Origin of the sequence: Neobacillus sp. YX16 (assembly GCF_030123505.1) — a bacterium.
Taxonomy (GTDB): Bacteria; Bacillota; Bacilli; order Bacillales; family Cytobacillaceae; genus Neobacillus.
Map to the genome: position 1 here is coordinate 6,084,490 of NZ_CP126115.1, position 15,996 is coordinate 6,100,485.

A 15,996-nucleotide genomic window follows, 5' to 3' on the forward strand; every position below is an offset into this window, starting at 1 on the left:
TATCAAATTCATACTATAGCCCCTGTTTGGCAATCCTAAAATAAGTGATTGGAGGAACGATACGGAATGAATTTACCATCCATAGTCATCGCTCTTATACTTCTTATCATTGTATGGTTTTACCTAGATTTTACCTTTGGCAGAAAGAAGCATTTAACTCTTTTTCAAAAACGAGAAACACCGATTCTGTATGGAAACTTTGATATTTTCCCACATGGAAAAGAGCTGTTTGCAGATTACTTTCATGAATTAAAAAATGCCGCCAGCCATATTCATATCCTTTTTTATATCGTAAGGGATGACCAATTTAGCCAGCAGTTTTTTGATATTTTAAAGGCAAAAGCAAAGGAAGGAATTGAAGTCAGACTGTTGGTCGACCGGATTGGCAGTCATAAAGTGAAAAAACCTGCTATTAATGAATTGCGTGCGGCCGGTGTTCAATTCGCCTTTAGCAACTGTATACGGCTTCCTTTTCTCTTTTATTCCTCTCAGGTGCGAAACCACCGCAAGATATCTATTATTGATGGGAAAATTGGTTATCTTGGCGGCTTTAATGTTGGAAAGGAATATATTGACGAGGATCCAAAGCTCAGTCCTTGGCGTGACTATCATTTGAAAATTACGGGGGAAAGTGTGCCGTTTTTACAACGTGAGTTTTTTATTGATTGGAATGAATACTCCTCTGAAAAAGTGACAGTTGATCCATTTTATACTCCCGAGCAGCCAAAAGGGACAATAGCTCATCAACTTGTACCGACAGAGGTAGGCTTTCTCGAAGATAAGTATCTCCAATTAATTCAAAACGCAAAAAAGGCCATTAGCATTGGCTCACCTTATTTTATTCCAAGCAAAAAGCTCATTAATGAACTCATTCGCGCTGCAAAGCGCGGCATTAAGATTACCATCGTCGTTCCATATATCACTGATCATTTGCTTGTACAGGAGGCTTCATACCGATATTTACGTTTGATGTTGAAAGAAGGAGCACAGGTTTTTCAGTATATGAACGGTTTTTATCATGCAAAATCAATCATGATCGACGACAATCTATGTGATATCGGTACCGCTAATTTTGATAAACGAAGTTTATTTTTAAACAAAGAAATTAACTGTTACTTTTATAACCCTGCCTTTGTGGATCGTTTTAGGGATGTCCTCCATAAAGATATTCTTGATTCAAAACCATTAAAGCTGGAAGACCTCAATAAACCAAACTTTTTCAGGTCCATTAAGGAAGGCATTGCCGGGGCTCTTTCATTCTTTTTATAGTAAGGAGATTTGCGATGAAGATCCGTTTCGGCTATGTTTCAACGGCTATCACCTTGTGGGATGCCTCTCCATCGAAGACACTAACATTTACACGTTATCAGCTGCTATCTGAACAGGATCGCAGGGAGAAACTACTGGAGCTCACGAGGCTGAATCTCCAACATACGTTACGAATGCTTTATTACAATCTTGCTCATGAAATTGAGTTATACCGGCTTTCAAGTTCATTGGTTCCATTAGCCACCCATCCAGAAATATTATGGGACTATGTCACACCCTTTCAGTCGGAATGGAAGGAGCTTGGTGATGTCATCAAAAAGAATAATTTACGCGTTAGCTTTCATCCCAATCAATTTACGTTATTTACTTCTCCACAGGCTAAAATAACCGATAATGCGGTCATAGATATGGAATACCATTATCGAATGTTTGAAGCGATGGGAGTTAAGGACAGAGGGATGATGAATATTCATATTGGCGGTGCCTATGGTGATAAGGTGGAAACCATTGTCCGTTTCCATGAAAATCTAAAAAAGCTGCCGCCACATATAAAACGTGTCATGACCTTAGAAAATGATGACAAAACCTATAATGCAGAGGAAACCTTAATTGCCTGTGAAAAAGAAAAGGTGCCATTTGTATTTGACTATCATCACCATATGGCCAACCTTTGTGAAACACCGCTAGAGCAGCTGCTGCCGAGGATTTTTCAAACATGGGATCATGTAGACCATATACCAAAGATTCACATTTCCTCTCCAAAGGGAGAAAAAGAATTCCGTTCCCATGCCGATTTCGTTGATCTTGAATTTATCCTGCCCTTCTTAAAAATGATCAAGGAATTTGACCAGGACGTGGATTTTATGATTGAAGCCAAGAAAAAGGATCAGGCGGCCTTAAAGCTAGTCGAGGATATCAGCAAGCTTCGGGGATATAAACGAGTCAGCGGGGCAGCCATTGAGGTTAAATAATCCTTGCATTTTTTTAAAGAGGAATGGTTAAAGTAACAACAGATTCACACAAGGAGGGAATGTCTATGGAAAGCACTAGCCAATTCGTGCAAAAATTAGCTGAAAACCAAAAGAAGCAGGAAAAAAATAAAAAGCATGGCAATAACGATCCAGAGAGCAAATTACCAAACCACCAGCACTCACAAGGTGTTTAAGCATACGTGTTAACTAGTACTGTAAATTAGCAGACGAAGGCTCGGGATATACACCCGAGCCATTTGTCTGCTTTGGAAAGTTTATTAAAAATTTGATGGAGGAATGTTCATGAGTAATAAACCAACGGTGAAAGCGTTACATGAGATTATCGAAAGAAGAAGCACAGGAAAAACAAGTTTTGCTGAATTTTTGAAGGAGTTAGCTGCAATTGGGATTATTCAATATGATATTGATGTTGCCACAGGGCAGGCCACATACAAAGGCGAAGGATCAGAATTAAAAACAGAACCCCAAGTTAACTTTGTAATTTCCAATCAATTTAATCGAAATACGGCATTAGAAACAATCGCAAACATTACCCTTCCCTTTTTAGATTTTCTAAAAGAGATAGCTAACGCAGGAATTATAACCTATACCGTAAACATTACCGAAAAAAAAGCCATTTACATAGGGATAAATGGCGACCAAATAGTAGAACCCCTAAGAATTTGACGTGGCATGTAAATCGATATTTCAACAAAAAAGAGGTACCAAACCGAAATGGATTTGTACCTCCAAATGCACTACTATTTAATGCTTACTCTTCAATAAGATTCAAAACTGGAACTTCCCGTTCATTTTCAGGGTCTGCCTTCGAATAAATCCTCGCCATCTTCGTATTATCATCCACATGCTGAATAATCACAGGCGAACCTTCATACGTAACATTAATCATCTCAATCGACTCAGCAATCTCCTTCGCTCTTCCCACATTCATCAGGGCCACTCCTCATCATAAAATTACCTTTATAATATTTACCAAAATGAAGTTATTATTCTTATTAGTGAAATTTGGTGCCTGTCACCAACGTGACACCTAAAAGGTGTTCACCGCTCGTGGACACTATTTACCAAATGAGAATACTAAAAACGGCTCCCTAAAAGGGAGCCAAACTAAGCTTACATTTTTTCTGGAGCCGAGACACCAATCAATGCGAGGGCATTTCGCAGTGTGATTTGCACAGTTTTGATTAACGCGAGGCGCGCCTTAGTGCGCTCTGGCTGCTCGCTGTCGAGCACTTTTTCTGCATTGTAGAAGCTGTGGAACGTTGAAGCTAGTTCCATAATATAGTTCGTAACGCGGTGCGGCACGCGCTTCACTGCTGCCTCTCCAACCGATTGCGGGAACTCGCCCAGCTTCTTCAACAGCTCAATCTCTTTTTCCGCACCAATTAATGAGAAATCAGCATTCTTATCAACTGTAATCCCTTGCTCCTCGCCAGAGCGAAGAATACTGCAAATCCTTGCGTGTGCATATTGAGCATAATAAACAGGATTTTCATTTGATTCCGAAACCGCTAAATCCAGGTCAAAATCCATATGGGTATCCGAACTTCTCATCGCAAAGAAGTAACGAGTGGCATCGAGGCCGACCTCATCAACCAAATCACGCATCGTTACAGCTTTACCCGTACGCTTACTCATCTTCATCTTCTCACCGTTTTTATAAAGGTGGACAAGCTGAATGATTTCCACCTCGAGGGCGTCCGCACCATAGCCAAGTGACTGAATCGCCGCCTTCATCCGCGGGATATAACCGTGGTGGTCCGCCCCCCAAATATTGATGAGCTTTTCAAAGCCGCGGTCAAGTTTGTCTTTATGGTAAGCAATATCCGGTGTCAAATACGTATACGAACCATCCTGCTTAATGAGCACGCGGTTCTTATCGTCTCCAAAATCGGTTGAACGAAGCCAGGTAGCTCCCTCTTCCTCATAAATATAGCCGTTCTCACGAAGTACCTTTAACGCCTCATCGATTTTCCCATTTTTATAAAGGGAAGTTTCAGAGTACCAAACATCAAACGAAACACGGAAATCCTCAAGATCCTTTTGCAATTTCGCCATTTCGTATTTCAAGCCGTACTCACGGAAAAATTCAAAACGCTCCTGCTCGTCAACATTCACATACTTATCGCCAAACTCTTCTGCAAGCGTCTTCCCAATCCCAATGATATCCGCACCATGGTAGCCGTCTTCCGGCATTGCTTTTTCCATGCCTAGCGCCTGAAAATAACGTGCTTCTACAGATAGGGCAAGATTATTAATCTGATTACCGGCATCATTAATGTAGTACTCACGGGAAACGTCATAACCTGCTTTTGCTAAAATATTTGAAAGCGAATCGCCGACTGCCGCACCACGTGCATGCCCTAGGTGCAGGTCACCCGTTGGATTCGCTGAAACAAACTCCACTTGAAGCTTTTGCTTGCCGCCGACGTTTGTTTCACCGTACTTTTCCCCAGCATCAAGAACTGTCGGAATCAATTCTGTTAGATACGCATTATTCATATAAAAATTGATGAACCCCGGACCCGCGATTTCCATTTTTTCAATGGATGCCTTTGAAAGATCGAAATTCTCGATAAGTGCCTCCGCGATCACCCGTGGTGCCTTTTTCGCAACACGTGCAAGCTGCATCGCCATGTTTGTTGAATAATCACCGTGCGCCTTTTCCTTCGGTATTTCTAGGACAACATCAGGAATCTGTTCTTCCGTCGCAAGATTTGCCTTCACCACCGCTGCCCGAATTTCCTCTTTTAATCTACTTTGAACCTGTTCAACTATGTTCATTTCTTCTCCTCCTGAAACGCTATTTCTAACTGGTAGGTACTTGTTGGACTACCCTCCATTGAAAAATCATAAAGAACATCAAAGTGACCTTTACCATTTTCATAGGAATAGTCTAATCTTTTTGCCTTTGTCACGGTTGCAAACTGACCAAACGGCATTTCATAACTGCCATTCAGCTTACGATTTAATTCGAATGGCAGACGCATTTTTATTGCACCGCCTCGTAAAATCAAGGCGTCATTCGTTGCCATCTTTACAATCGTCCGAACACTTCCCTCTTCCATCGCTTCCTCATATCGGAGGTAAGCAGCATTTCCTTTTTCAAAGTATGTACCAAATACCATCAATTCAAAAGTCTCTTGCTGGTCAATTGTCGTCTTGATATTAATTTTCATAGGTAATCCAGGGATTGACAAACGAAACGCACACCCTTTTTAAAAAAATGAACCATATGCAGGTCCTTGGAATTTTTCCTAGTTTGCCGACTAGGGCACTTTTTCTATTATCCAGTTCCAGCGTCTAGGGGCTCGGGGTCATAAGCTTGTCTAGTTTCGGCTCCTTGGGACTCGAGTCATAAGCCACCCCCTTAAGAAGGCAAAAAGCGCCTTCTTACAGGGTTCGTCTTATGCCTTCGTCCCAGAGCAGTCGCCTCCACATTTCAGACAATCCGTCCAGAAGGTTAAAAACCAACCTTCCAGCCGGCTCGTCTTATGCCTGTCGCCCCTGAGCAAGACGCTTCCACTTTTAATATTATAACCGTAGAAAAGCCACAATTCAAAAGATGCCTGCCCCGCGATGGGGACAGGCACGAAGAAAGTTTTTATTTCACCCAGCCAAGCAGCATTTCACGAATCAATTTGCTGGCGGTGTTCGCTGTTTGTTCAGATGGATCGTAAATAGGTGCAACTTCAACAAGGTCACAGCCGACTACGTTCACACCAGAACGGGCGATTTCATGAATAGAGGCAAGCAGCTCTTTAGAAGTAATCCCGCCGCAATCAACCGTACCCGTTCCCGGTGCATGTGCAGGGTCTAAGACATCTATATCAATCGTGACATAAACCGGACGTCCGTCAAGCTCAGGTAGTATCTCTTTTAACGGTTGATGCACTTCAAATTTAGAAATATGCATGCCGTTTTCTTTTGCCCATTGGAATTCTTCCTTCATCCCGGAGCGGATACCAAAGGAATAGACGTTCTTCGGTCCAATATGTTCAGCAATTTTGCGAATTGGAGTGGAGTGGGATAATGGTTCACCCTCATAGTTCTCCCGAAGATCCGTATGGGCATCCATATGAATGATTGCTAAGTCAGGGTATTTCTTATAAACCGCCTTCATCACCGGCCAAGACACCAAGTGCTCGCCGCCCATACCAAAAGGAAATTTACCAGCTGCTAACACTTGATCAACGAAATCCTCAATCAAATCTAAGCTCTTTTGGGCATTTCCGAATGGAAGCGGAATATCACCAGCGTCAAAGTATTTTACCTCTTCCAGCTCGCGGTCAAGATATGCACTATACTCTTCTAGTCCAATCGATACCTCACGGATTCGAGATGGCCCAAAGCGGGAGCCCGGACGATAGCTAACGGTCCAGTCCATCGGCATTCCGTATAGAACAACCTGGCTCTCCTCAAAATTCGGATGACTCTTTATAAACACATTACCAGAATAAGCCTCATCAAAACGCATCTAACATCCCTCACTTCTTATGTAATAACTAGGTCAAAGTTAACTTAACTTCCGCCACCTAGTTCTTAGTTACCGAAATTCCAACTTTTAAACGTAATCGGTAACTATAAACACTTTATAGTTACCTTAAACCCTCTTTTAAAATGATTTCGGGCACTATAAGTGCTCTTTAGTTACCGTAAACCTGCTTTCAAACCGATCTCGGGCACTATAAGCCCTCTTTAGTTACCCTAATCCTGCTTTCAAACCGATTTCGGGCACTATAAGCCCTCTTTAGTTACCCTAATCCTGCTTTCAAACCGATTTCGGGCACTATAAGCCCTCTTTAGTTACCCTAATCCCTCTTTTAAATTGATTCTAGGCACTATAAACACTTTATAACGACCATACACTCGATTTTCCCGCCTATTCTGTCACTGACTGTCCGCCTGAGGTGGACAGTGTCCACGAGCGGTGCCTGTCACCAAGGTGACAGGCACCGCAGCGGCAGCACCAATATTACTTTACTAAATCCCCAACAAATTTAGGCAGTACGAATGCCGCTTTGTGCAGTTCTTTTGTGTAGTATTTGGTTTCGATTTCGTGGAAGCGGTCTTCGCTTACTTCCAGTGGATCGTGCTTTTTAGATCCGATGGTGAATGCCCATAGTCCGCTTGGATATGTTGGGATGTTCGCTACGTATAAACGGGTAATCGAGAAGATTTCCCTAACGTCACGTTGTACGCTGCGAATAAGATCTGCTTTAAACCAAGGGTTGTCAGACTGCGCTACGAAGATACCATCTTCTTTTAATGCCTTAGAGATTCCCGCATAGAATCCTTTTGTAAATAGGTTCACTGCCGGTCCTACTGGCTCTGTTGAGTCAACCATAATTACGTCATATTCATTTTCGCTTTTTGCGATGTGCATGAAGCCGTCATCTACTTGAACATCAACGCGCGGATCGTCAAGCATGCCTGCGATTTCTGGTAAAAACTTTTTAGAGTACTCAATTACTTTTCCATCAATATCAACAAGCGTTGCTTTCTTCACACTTGGGTGCTTCAATACTTCACGAATAACACCGCCATCGCCGCCGCCGACTACTAAAACGTTCTCAGGGTTTGGATGTGTAAACAAAGGAACATGTGCAACCATCTCGTGGTAAACGAACTCGTCTTTAACAGAGGTCATAACCATGTCATCTAGTAGAAGCATGTTGCCCCATTCTTCTGTTTCCACCATATCAAGCTTTTGAAATTCCGTTTGTTCCGTATGTAAAGTTTTATTTATCTTCATTGTAATACCGAAGTTTTCAGTTTGCTTTTCTGTAAACCAAATTGCCATGTTTCATCTTCCTTCCAGATTCTATTTTATTCAAGCCTCATACTATGAAATCATTCCATTTTTATAGTACCCAAACTATTGAATTACAAACATAAAGAAAAGTCTAGCATAATCTATCAAAATTTCTAGAAAAATTTTCTTTTTGCTAGTTTAAAACCCCTAATTTGTTTCAATACTGTTACTATGGCATTTTTTATAAAAATGTAAATGGATTTTATTAATAACAAATGGACTAGTTGGCTTTGTTAACTTGGTCTGTTGATGTTCGTTCCACGCACTTCGCTTTCCGCAGGCGTTGCGGGGAGCCTCCTCGGCGCTGAAGCGCCTGTGGGGTCTCCCCTGCTCCGTACTCCTGCAGGAGTCTTCGTGCCTTCCACGAAAATCAACAGAGTGCCAATATCAAAATTTTTCCTTAACAAAGCCACTGTAGAGAAATCAAATAGCACTTTTTATTAACTTGGCGAAGGAGGGTATTGCTGTGGAAGTGATGACGAATCATGGGTTTCGAAGAACGATAAAATACTTGCGTGCTTTTATTATCATTAGTTTGATAGGCTTGGCCTGCATGCTGATTGTTTTCCTTGGAATTCTTGGTTATGCCAAAATTCTTGGGGCACCGCCGCTTGCGGTTCCACAATCCACTTTATTCTTTGCCAGTGATGGGACGCTGATTGGTGAAAGCAATAGCGGTCAAAAGCGATACTGGGTTCCTCTTGAAGAAATCTCGCCCGAATTGATTAACGCGACAATCTCCATTGAAGATAAAAATTTTTATGAACATAATGGCTTTGACTATAAACGAATTTTGGGTGCGATTCTTGCTGATATTAAAGCTGGCTCGAAGGTTCAAGGTGCCAGCACAATTACCCAGCAATATGCACGGAATCTCTTCCTTGAGCATGACAAGACGTGGTCAAGGAAATTGCATGAAGCCTTTTATGCGATTCGGATTGAAATGAATTATTCAAAAGAAGAAATCTTGGAAGGCTATTTAAACACTATTTATTATGGCAACGGTGCATATGGTGTCCAAGCGGCCAGTCAATTTTATTATGGAAAAAATGCTTCTGACTTAACCCTGGCTGAAAGCTCCATGTTAGCAGGTGTCCCAAAAGGACCTAGCCACTATTCACCACTGGAGTCCTTGGAAAACGCTACAAGACGACAAGGAATTATTCTTAACACAATGGTAGAAAACGGCTATATAAAAAAAGAAACAGCCCTAAAGACAAAGGAAACTCCGCTTACGTTTGTTGGCGAACATCCACATAAAACTGTGGAAGCGGCACCTTACTTTCAGGATGCTGTAAGAAATGCATTAAAAAATCAACTCAATCTTGATGAACGGACAATCGAACTTGGTGGTTTAAAAGTATATACCACTCTTGATTTAAAACAGCAGCAGGCTGCGGAAAAACAAATCCAAGAAACGATTGCAAGTGAATCGGAAATCCAGGTTGGTCTCGTCGCCATGGATCCCAAAAACGGTCATATCAAAGCGATGGTTGGCGGCCGGAATTATGAAGAAAGCCCGTTTAATCGTGCGGTTCAAGCCATTAGACAACCTGGCTCCACCATAAAGCCTATTCTTTATTACGCGGCATTAAGTCAAGGCTTTACCCCATCCTCAACGATGAGAAGTGAGAAAACTACTTTTAAATTTGATGATGGCAGAACGGAATATTCACCACATAACTTTAATAACAAGTATGCGGACGGAGAAATAACCCTTGCGCAAGCCCTGGCTGTCTCGGATAATATCTACGCAGTCAAAACGCACTTATTTATGGGTGCAGATACATTAATCGATACCGCTAAAAAGTTTGGAATCTCTACAAAGATGGACAATGTTCCGTCACTGGCGCTAGGTACTTCAGGCGTTCGAGTCATTGACATGGCAAATGCCTATAGCCTTTTTGCAAATGGCGGAAAAAAGGTAGAACCTACTTTGATTACAAAAGTAGAAGACTATAACGGAAATGTTATTTTTGAAAGAAACCACGAGGCTAAAAAAGTGCTAGACCCGGCTAAAGCCTATGTTATGACACAGATGATGGCAGGAATGTTCGATAAGAAGCTGAACGGCTATGCCAAGGTTACAGGGAATTCCCTTATCGACGACATCACACGTCCTTATGCAGGTAAATCTGGTTCAACTGAGACTGACAGCTGGATGATTGGTTTTACACCACAGCTGGTGACAGCCGTTTGGGCCGGTCATGATGTGGGGAAACCGATCACTCTTACTGCAGAAAAGAGCTATGCGAAAAACATTTGGGCAAATTTCATGGAGGAATCCTTAAAAGGGAAGCCAGTCAAGGCATTTACTCCACCGAAAGAAGGGGTCATTGGCGTTTACGTCAATCCTGAAAACGGCAAGCTTGCCTCAAAAGACTGCCCAGTCCGCCGTTTTACCTATTTTGTTACTGGCACAGAGCCAACTGAATACTGTACCGATCATTTAGAGCATAAAGAAGATAAACCAGCGAAAGAGAAACAGGATACAAAGGATCCTTGGTATAAAAGGATTTTCAAGTGGGGCGCCTAGGCGCTGAAGCTGGATTAAATTAGAAAAGCTCCGGAGATTGTCTCCGGAGCTTTTCTGTGTCCTAGTGTTATATCGTGCTTAAACACTTCCTTAATTTTACTACTTATTTTTTAAAAATGCTATTGTAAAAAAATTAAATTTATTCAACCGCCAAGCCTTTTTTCAACTCTTCAGCTGAATTGTTCCACATGTCTTGATTGTGATTTTGGAGGAAGTCGGATAAGATTTTTTTCGATTTATCGTCCATATGGTCGACGATAATATGACGCTTCAACGACTTATCCATCCTGTTCACATGCTCAGGAAGTGACTTGTACCCGCGGCGGATTTCACGGTCCACGGTCATTTCGCAGGCGGTGACTCCGGCATAATAAGGGCCCTCTTGTTTTCTATCCACCGTCACCCAAACCAGCCAGTACGGTTTGCCGTTCGGAACCTCTTCCTTCGTCTTAAGGAACTTAATTCCCTTTTCGACCACACTGCGCGCATGCATTGCTCCGACATCGATGACCGCATCACCTGCGTCGACATCGACAATAACTGGAGAAACATTATCAAGGCTCAAGGCTCCCTTGCCAAAGCCCTTATGTCCATCCGTCGGGTCAGGTTTAATTATATTAAAGCCAATTGGTTTTTTCTTATTTTCTTCCAAAACTCGTAACCTCCAATTTAGAAAAGCGTAAGCGCCTTGTCCAGGGAAAAAAGAAGTTCATTTTTTCCTCGGGGCGACAGGCATAAGACGAGCCGGCGAGAAGGTTGGTCTTTACCTTCTTGACGGATTGGCTTATGACCCCGAGCCCCTAGGCTGCTTGCGCTAGACAAGTTAAAAAAATAGTTGATAAAAGAAATTATTTAGTCCTTCCCAGATTCCAGGGATAATAAATTGGAAAATCGGCTGGATGGTGTAGCGATCAAGAGGAGTAATCACTAAAATCAGAAAGATTAATACTCCGTATTGTTCAAATTGAGTCATTTTTGCCCGAATATCGTTTGGCGCCAAATCCTCTAGAATCCGATAGCCATCCAAAGGGGGAAACGGTAATAAATTAAATACAAACAGAACTAAATTCAGCCAGTTAAAGATTTCTAGAAATTCAAAAATGCCTGGGAGATTTAAAGCTAATCCTGTTCGTGCTAATCCAAAGGCAGTAAAAAAACCTATTGCCGCCAGGATAAGGTTACTAAGAGGACCTGCTACAGAAACTAATATACCTGCAAGGCGGGGCCTTTTAAAGAAAAAGCGGTTAACCGGCACCGGTCGTGCCCAGCCAAATCCAGCGATGAAAATTAAGATGGTACCGAATGGATCAAGATGCTTCAGCGGATTTAATGTTAACCGACCCTGCTTTTGTGCTGTATGATCTCCGAATTTATAGGCAACGTAGGCATGGGCAAATTCATGAAACGTGAAGGCAATCATTAATGTAATCGCGACATAGGGAATTTCCCTTAATGAATAAGCAAGAAATCCTTCTAAATTTTCCAAATCGGTTTCCCCATTTCTCCTCTTTTTTCCTTTTAGTATACATGAAACTGGATATAAAATGAAAATGTTTGCTAAACTATCTATGATACAGAAATAGGCTGTGTTAACTAGTCTGTTGATTTGTGCTCCACTAAGGAAAGCTTCTTTGAATAATCACCGCAGTGACAGGCCGTCTCTGCCTGTCACGAGGTGCTTCGCTTTCCTCACAAATCAACAGGGTTCCAAAATCAAAAATTTCCTTTACACAGCCATAAAGGAGGAGTATATAATGCCATATGTTACAGTAAAAATGCTTCCAGGGCGTACAGATGACCAGAAGAGAGCTCTTGTTGAAAAGGTGACGGATGCTGTCAGTGAAACGACTGGCGCACCTAAAGAAGCCGTTGTTGTTTTTATCGAAGAAATGCAAAAAGAACATTACGGTGTTGCCGGTGTTCGTGCAAGCGACAAATAAGAAAAGCGGAAGCGCCTTGTCCAAGGGAAAAAGCAGTTCATTTTTTCCCAGGGGCGACAGGCATAAGACGAGCCGGCGAGAAGGTTGTTATTTAACCTTCTTGACGGATTGGCTTATGACCCCGAGCCCCTAGGCGCTACAGCTAGACAAATAAGTAAAAAGCGTCTGCGATTCTGAAAAATTATTTCAAAATCGCGGACGCTTTTTTAATTAAGTTTAGCTTTTTCTTTTAATGCCTCAATATAGGCATAGGCTTGGTCAATTTCTTCCTCTGTATAACGCTGGCTGCTTTTTAAAGTAAAGACTTTGTCGGTTACTTCATCTTTCGATAGATTATCAAAATATAAAACAGTCGAAACAAGCTCGAGGAATCTAGCATTCTGCTCGTTCATATCCCCTAGGCAATCTTGTAAACATGGCATTTCCACTTCGTTTAAGCTTAAAAACTCTTTTCCAGTGTCTGTCAGGGTATAGCGGTATTGAAAGTAGCCGCCCTTTTTCTCTTTGATTTCATTGAGGAATCCCATATTGCAAAGCTCTTCCACTCGTAATGTTAGTTCCTCAGAATATGGGCCATAAAAATGAAACTGAAACCGTTCATGGAACGGAAATGACACCTTTTTTGCAATATATATCATCTTTTGCAGCTTTTTTCTCCCGATGATTTCTCCGGATACTAAAACAGCCTGCATCAGCTTAGCATGATCTTTTAACAACGTTCGTCAGCTCCTACTCCAGGGTTATATCTCTAATAGGCTACGTATTTGTTTTTTTATTTCTTTTTCTGAGGATTCGTCCTCTAAGAAATCACCAGGGTAATATAGTTTATGGTCGGTTCTCCTTTTACCAGAGATAGCATCCACAATCTCGGACTCTCGAGAAAGCTCCTTCAATTCCCCGCTCTTCATTAATAAATGAATGGGTAAACGCTCCTCTTCTTCACCCGGACGATAAAAATCATAAGGTAAATCTGAGGAAGAATCGACAACTAAATAATATTCAGGGTCAATTCCTGCTTTTTCAAAAAGACGGTTCAATTCAGCGAGCTTTTTATACTCCTTCGCAGGATCAAATTCAGCATATTTAAATAAATTCCGATTTACAAAACGCCGGCAAAGGTCGCTTAAAATCTGGTCGTCTTCATCCTGCCAGATTTGAAAATAATACATAATAATCGATTCATCTAGCTTTAAATAGTCTTCTAAGGTCACCTGATCCTTAAAGAAAGAATAAAAGTGTATCGGGTCATTTTTAAAAGAATAGTTGTTTTCATACAGCTGCTTGGCGCGGTGAAGGATTTTGGTCAAAATAACCTCGGCACTGCGGGACACAGGATGAAAGTAAACCTGCCAATACATCTGATAACGACTCATAATATAATCCTCAACCGCATGCATACCGCTCTTCTTAATCACCACTTGATCTTCCTTTGGCCTCATAACGCGAAGAATTCTCTCCATATCAAATTGGCCATAGCTTACACCGGTAAAATAAGCATCCCGCTGCAGGTAATCCATCCGATCGGCGTCAATTTGACTGGAAATTAAGCTGACCACGAGCTTTTTCGCAGAAGTTTTCGCAATCACTTCAGCAACTTGCTGGGGAAAATCAGAACTAACCTTTTTTAAAATAAAATTGACCTCTGTATCTCCTAACACAATGTTCTGTGTAAAATCTTCATGGTCGAAGTCGAATACTTTTTCAAATGAATGGGAAAATGGACCGTGCCCCAAATCGTGGAGAAGAGCGGCACATAGAGTAAGCAGGCGGTCATCGTCATTCCATTCCGGTCTGCCTGCAAACACATCATCGATAATGCGTCTAACAATTTCATATACTCCGAGAGAATGGTTAAAGCGGCTGTGCTCAGCGCCATGGAAGGTTAAAAAGGTGGTGCCAAGCTGTTTGATACGGCGCAGGCGTTGAAACTCTTTTGTTCCGACCAAATCCCAAATCACGCGATCACGTACGTGTACGTAGCGATGAACAGGGTCTTTAAACACTTTTTCTTCACTCAGTTTTTCCGCCGAATATCGCATTGCTTTCCCTCTTCCTCTAAACTTTCTTCTATTATATCCCAATTACCAACAATTTTCTGCAGGATTTTTCGACAAATACATGAAAAGAAAAATCACCTAGGATCGCGAAGCCGTAGGTGATTATTTTAGCTTTTTATTTACTTTCTCCATTAATTCCTCTTCGGTTAGGGCAGCAACCGGACGGTTATTGACAAAGGCAAATGTTTTCTTCCGGCCAGGTCCACAATAAGATTGGCAGCCAATTTTTATTTCAGCTTCAGGATCCAATTCTTTCAAACGAGGGATTAATGTCTTAAGATTCACGGCCTGACAATCATCACAAACGCGGAATTCATTTGACATTATTTCCACCCTTTCTTTTCGGGTATCTATAAGATTATTTTATCCAATATATCTACGGTTTAACTCCTTAGGTATTTTACAATTTCTTTCTATCCATTGCAAGTTGCTTTTCTTTTGAAATCCTTCTAACTCTTTTAGTTAAAAAAACTATTATCCTTGCAGACATTTTGGTATAAAGCTTGAAAAACTTGTCCAAGATAAGACTAGAACTTTTAAAAACTCGTCTTGCGAGTTCATTGAAATTATTATTTAGGGAGTTGAAAAGAATGAAAGTAAGGCAAGATGCCTGGACAGATGAAGATGATCTATTGCTAGCTGAAACCGTCCTTCGCCATGTACGTGAAGGAAGTACCCAGCTGAACGCTTTTGAAGAAGTTGGCGACAAGCTAAATCGGACATCCGCGGCCTGTGGATTCAGATGGAACGCGGTTGTGCGCCATCGCTATGAAAAAGCATTGCAATTAGCTAAAAAACAACGTAAACAAAGACAGAGAGTGTTAGGAAAAGACCAAGGAGGAAAGAAAAAGTTACTTTATAACCCTCCAGTCCCAGCTGTAGATGACTTTGAAACACTAGCAGCACCTATGGAAGTTCCAATGGAAGCTTCTTCTTATGAAATGCCAGATTTAACAACAGAGGTTGCCGCTGAAACCTATGTAAAGGCACCTGTTGCAGCACAGACTTATAGACAAGCAGCACCAACGGCATCAGGACTATCACTTGATAGCGTCATTGATTACTTGCAAAACTTTAATCATGCGAATCTGCAAAATGAAGCATTAAAAAGTGAGAATGAAAGATTAAAGCGCGAAATCGCAGAGTTACGTAAGCAAAATGAAGAAATGTCTGCAAAAATTGAAGGTCTCGAGCAAAATACCGAAACCATCCAGGAAGATTACGAGACACTCATGAAAATCATGAACCGCGCACGTAAGCTTGTATTATTTGAAGAAGAAGAAAGACCTGCGACAAAATTCAAAATGGACCGTAACGGAAATTTAGAGAAGGTCGCTGAGTAAAACGAACAGCTAAAAGCGCCTGCCTATCAGCGCTTGAGCTAGAC

At 41.6% G+C, this 15,996-nt stretch carries 17 protein-coding genes; 7 read left to right on the top strand and 10 right to left on the bottom strand.

Going from position 1 to position 15,996, the window contains the following annotated elements; all coding sequences use genetic code 11:
• Nucleotides 1–66 precede the first annotated feature (66 nt).
• The 4 genes from cls to QNH48_RS29720 all read left to right on the top strand — a co-directional run bounded on the left by cls (nt 67) and on the right by QNH48_RS29720 (nt 2,927).
• On the top strand, nt 67–1,269 hold the full coding sequence (cls, locus tag QNH48_RS29705; RefSeq protein ID WP_283953202.1) for a cardiolipin synthase: 1,203 nt from the start codon (nt 67–69) through the stop codon (nt 1,267–1,269).
• Nucleotides 1,270–1,283: 14 nt separating this feature from the next.
• Nucleotides 1,284–2,240 carry a UV DNA damage repair endonuclease UvsE gene (gene uvsE / locus QNH48_RS29710; RefSeq protein ID WP_283953203.1) on the top strand — a complete coding sequence of 319 codons (957 nt, stop codon included), beginning with the start codon at nt 1,284–1,286 and terminating at the stop codon, nt 2,238–2,240.
• 65 nt (nt 2,241–2,305) lie between these two features.
• Nucleotides 2,306–2,434: a DUF4023 family protein gene (locus QNH48_RS29715; RefSeq protein WP_081954341.1), complete on the top strand. Its 129-nt coding sequence runs from the start codon at nt 2,306–2,308 to the stop codon at nt 2,432–2,434.
• Between the two features lie 109 nt (nt 2,435–2,543).
• The gene (locus QNH48_RS29720) at nt 2,544–2,927 is read left to right on the top strand and encodes a DUF1398 family protein (RefSeq protein ID WP_283953204.1); all 384 of its coding nucleotides are present in this window, start codon (nt 2,544–2,546) and stop codon (nt 2,925–2,927) included.
• An 85-nt stretch (nt 2,928–3,012) separates the two neighbouring features.
• On the opposite strand, the gene QNH48_RS29725 is transcribed toward QNH48_RS29720, so the two are convergent.
• The 5 genes from QNH48_RS29725 to speE all read right to left on the bottom strand — a co-directional run bounded on the left by QNH48_RS29725 (nt 3,013) and on the right by speE (nt 8,064).
• Complete coding sequence (locus QNH48_RS29725; protein ID WP_283953205.1) at nt 3,013–3,192, bottom strand: H-type small acid-soluble spore protein; 180 nt, start codon at nt 3,190–3,192, stop codon at nt 3,013–3,015.
• A 182-nt stretch (nt 3,193–3,374) separates the two neighbouring features.
• On the bottom strand, nt 3,375–5,045 hold the full coding sequence (argS, locus tag QNH48_RS29730; RefSeq protein ID WP_283953206.1) for an arginine--tRNA ligase: 1,671 nt from the start codon (nt 5,043–5,045) through the stop codon (nt 3,375–3,377).
• Entirely contained in the window at nt 5,042–5,440 is a 399-nt protein-coding gene (locus tag QNH48_RS29735; RefSeq protein WP_283953207.1) for a YwiB family protein, read from the bottom strand. The genes argS and QNH48_RS29735 overlap by 4 nt, the downstream gene beginning before the upstream one ends.
• Nucleotides 5,441–5,865: 425 nt before the next feature.
• Nucleotides 5,866–6,738, bottom strand: a complete 873-nt coding sequence (speB, locus tag QNH48_RS29740) for an agmatinase (RefSeq protein WP_283953208.1) — start codon at nt 6,736–6,738, stop codon at nt 5,866–5,868.
• Between the two features lie 498 nt (nt 6,739–7,236).
• Nucleotides 7,237–8,064 carry a spermidine synthase gene (speE, locus tag QNH48_RS29745; RefSeq protein WP_095247497.1) on the bottom strand — a complete coding sequence of 276 codons (828 nt, stop codon included), beginning with the start codon at nt 8,062–8,064 and terminating at the stop codon, nt 7,237–7,239.
• A gap of 478 nt (nt 8,065–8,542) precedes the next feature.
• Here speE and QNH48_RS29750 point away from each other — a divergent pair, with 478 nt between their 5' ends.
• On the top strand, nt 8,543–10,612 hold the full coding sequence (locus tag QNH48_RS29750) for a transglycosylase domain-containing protein (RefSeq protein WP_283953209.1): 2,070 nt from the start codon (nt 8,543–8,545) through the stop codon (nt 10,610–10,612).
• A 139-nt stretch (nt 10,613–10,751) separates the two neighbouring features.
• Here the strand turns inward: QNH48_RS29750 and QNH48_RS29755 are convergent, their stop codons facing one another.
• Together QNH48_RS29755 and QNH48_RS29760 are read right to left on the bottom strand one after the other, a co-directional pair.
• Nucleotides 10,752–11,264 carry a YwhD family protein gene (locus QNH48_RS29755; RefSeq protein WP_283953210.1) on the bottom strand — a complete coding sequence of 171 codons (513 nt, stop codon included), beginning with the start codon at nt 11,262–11,264 and terminating at the stop codon, nt 10,752–10,754.
• Between the two features lie 171 nt (nt 11,265–11,435).
• Nucleotides 11,436–12,032 (bottom strand): site-2 protease family protein, encoded by a 597-nt coding sequence (locus QNH48_RS29760; RefSeq protein ID WP_283955917.1) that lies wholly within the window; start codon nt 12,030–12,032, stop codon nt 11,436–11,438.
• Between the two features lie 334 nt (nt 12,033–12,366).
• On the opposite strand from QNH48_RS29760, the gene QNH48_RS29765 reads away from it, so the two are divergent.
• The gene (locus QNH48_RS29765) at nt 12,367–12,552 is read left to right on the top strand and encodes a 2-hydroxymuconate tautomerase (RefSeq protein ID WP_045515968.1); all 186 of its coding nucleotides are present in this window, start codon (nt 12,367–12,369) and stop codon (nt 12,550–12,552) included.
• A gap of 206 nt (nt 12,553–12,758) precedes the next feature.
• Here QNH48_RS29765 and QNH48_RS29770 read toward each other — a convergent pair whose 3' ends face one another.
• The 3 genes from QNH48_RS29770 to QNH48_RS29780 all read right to left on the bottom strand — a co-directional run bounded on the left by QNH48_RS29770 (nt 12,759) and on the right by QNH48_RS29780 (nt 14,933).
• Nucleotides 12,759–13,268 (bottom strand): YwgA family protein, encoded by a 510-nt coding sequence (locus QNH48_RS29770; protein ID WP_283953211.1) that lies wholly within the window; start codon nt 13,266–13,268, stop codon nt 12,759–12,761.
• A 24-nt stretch (nt 13,269–13,292) separates the two neighbouring features.
• The gene (locus tag QNH48_RS29775; RefSeq protein ID WP_283953212.1) at nt 13,293–14,591 is read right to left on the bottom strand and encodes an HD domain-containing protein; all 1,299 of its coding nucleotides are present in this window, start codon (nt 14,589–14,591) and stop codon (nt 13,293–13,295) included.
• Between the two features lie 120 nt (nt 14,592–14,711).
• A complete protein-coding gene (locus QNH48_RS29780; RefSeq protein ID WP_179598768.1) occupies nt 14,712–14,933 on the bottom strand; it encodes a YuzB family protein in 222 nt (73 codons plus the stop codon).
• Between the two features lie 266 nt (nt 14,934–15,199).
• On the opposite strand from QNH48_RS29780, the gene QNH48_RS29785 reads away from it, so the two are divergent.
• A complete protein-coding gene (locus QNH48_RS29785; RefSeq protein WP_283953213.1) occupies nt 15,200–15,952 on the top strand; it encodes an RsfA family transcriptional regulator in 753 nt (250 codons plus the stop codon).
• The last annotated feature ends 44 nt before the right edge of the window (nt 15,953–15,996 follow it).

What these genes read in the sequence shown, in the direction of transcription:
- cls (WP_283953202.1), top strand. Translation starts at nt 67, where the DNA reads ATGAATTTACCATCCATAGTCATCGCTCTTATACTTCTTATCATTGTA.
- uvsE (WP_283953203.1), top strand. Translation starts at nt 1,284, where the DNA reads ATGAAGATCCGTTTCGGCTATGTTTCAACGGCTATCACCTTGTGGGAT.
- QNH48_RS29715 (WP_081954341.1), top strand. Translation starts at nt 2,306, where the DNA reads ATGGAAAGCACTAGCCAATTCGTGCAAAAATTAGCTGAAAACCAAAAG.
- QNH48_RS29720 (WP_283953204.1), top strand. Translation starts at nt 2,544, where the DNA reads ATGAGTAATAAACCAACGGTGAAAGCGTTACATGAGATTATCGAAAGA.
- QNH48_RS29725 (WP_283953205.1), bottom strand. Translation starts at nt 3,192, where the DNA reads ATGAATGTGGGAAGAGCGAAGGAGATTGCTGAGTCGATTGAGATGATT.
- argS (WP_283953206.1), bottom strand. Translation starts at nt 5,045, where the DNA reads ATGAACATAGTTGAACAGGTTCAAAGTAGATTAAAAGAGGAAATTCGG.
- QNH48_RS29735 (WP_283953207.1), bottom strand. Translation starts at nt 5,440, where the DNA reads ATGAAAATTAATATCAAGACGACAATTGACCAGCAAGAGACTTTTGAA.
- speB (WP_283953208.1), bottom strand. Translation starts at nt 6,738, where the DNA reads ATGCGTTTTGATGAGGCTTATTCTGGTAATGTGTTTATAAAGAGTCAT.
- speE (WP_095247497.1), bottom strand. Translation starts at nt 8,064, where the DNA reads ATGGCAATTTGGTTTACAGAAAAGCAAACTGAAAACTTCGGTATTACA.
- QNH48_RS29760 (WP_283955917.1), bottom strand. Translation starts at nt 12,032, where the DNA reads ATGATTGCCTTCACGTTTCATGAATTTGCCCATGCCTACGTTGCCTAT.
- QNH48_RS29765 (WP_045515968.1), top strand. Translation starts at nt 12,367, where the DNA reads ATGCCATATGTTACAGTAAAAATGCTTCCAGGGCGTACAGATGACCAG.
- QNH48_RS29775 (WP_283953212.1), bottom strand. Translation starts at nt 14,591, where the DNA reads ATGCGATATTCGGCGGAAAAACTGAGTGAAGAAAAAGTGTTTAAAGAC.
- QNH48_RS29780 (WP_179598768.1), bottom strand. Translation starts at nt 14,933, where the DNA reads ATGTCAAATGAATTCCGCGTTTGTGATGATTGTCAGGCCGTGAATCTT.
- QNH48_RS29785 (WP_283953213.1), top strand. Translation starts at nt 15,200, where the DNA reads ATGAAAGTAAGGCAAGATGCCTGGACAGATGAAGATGATCTATTGCTA.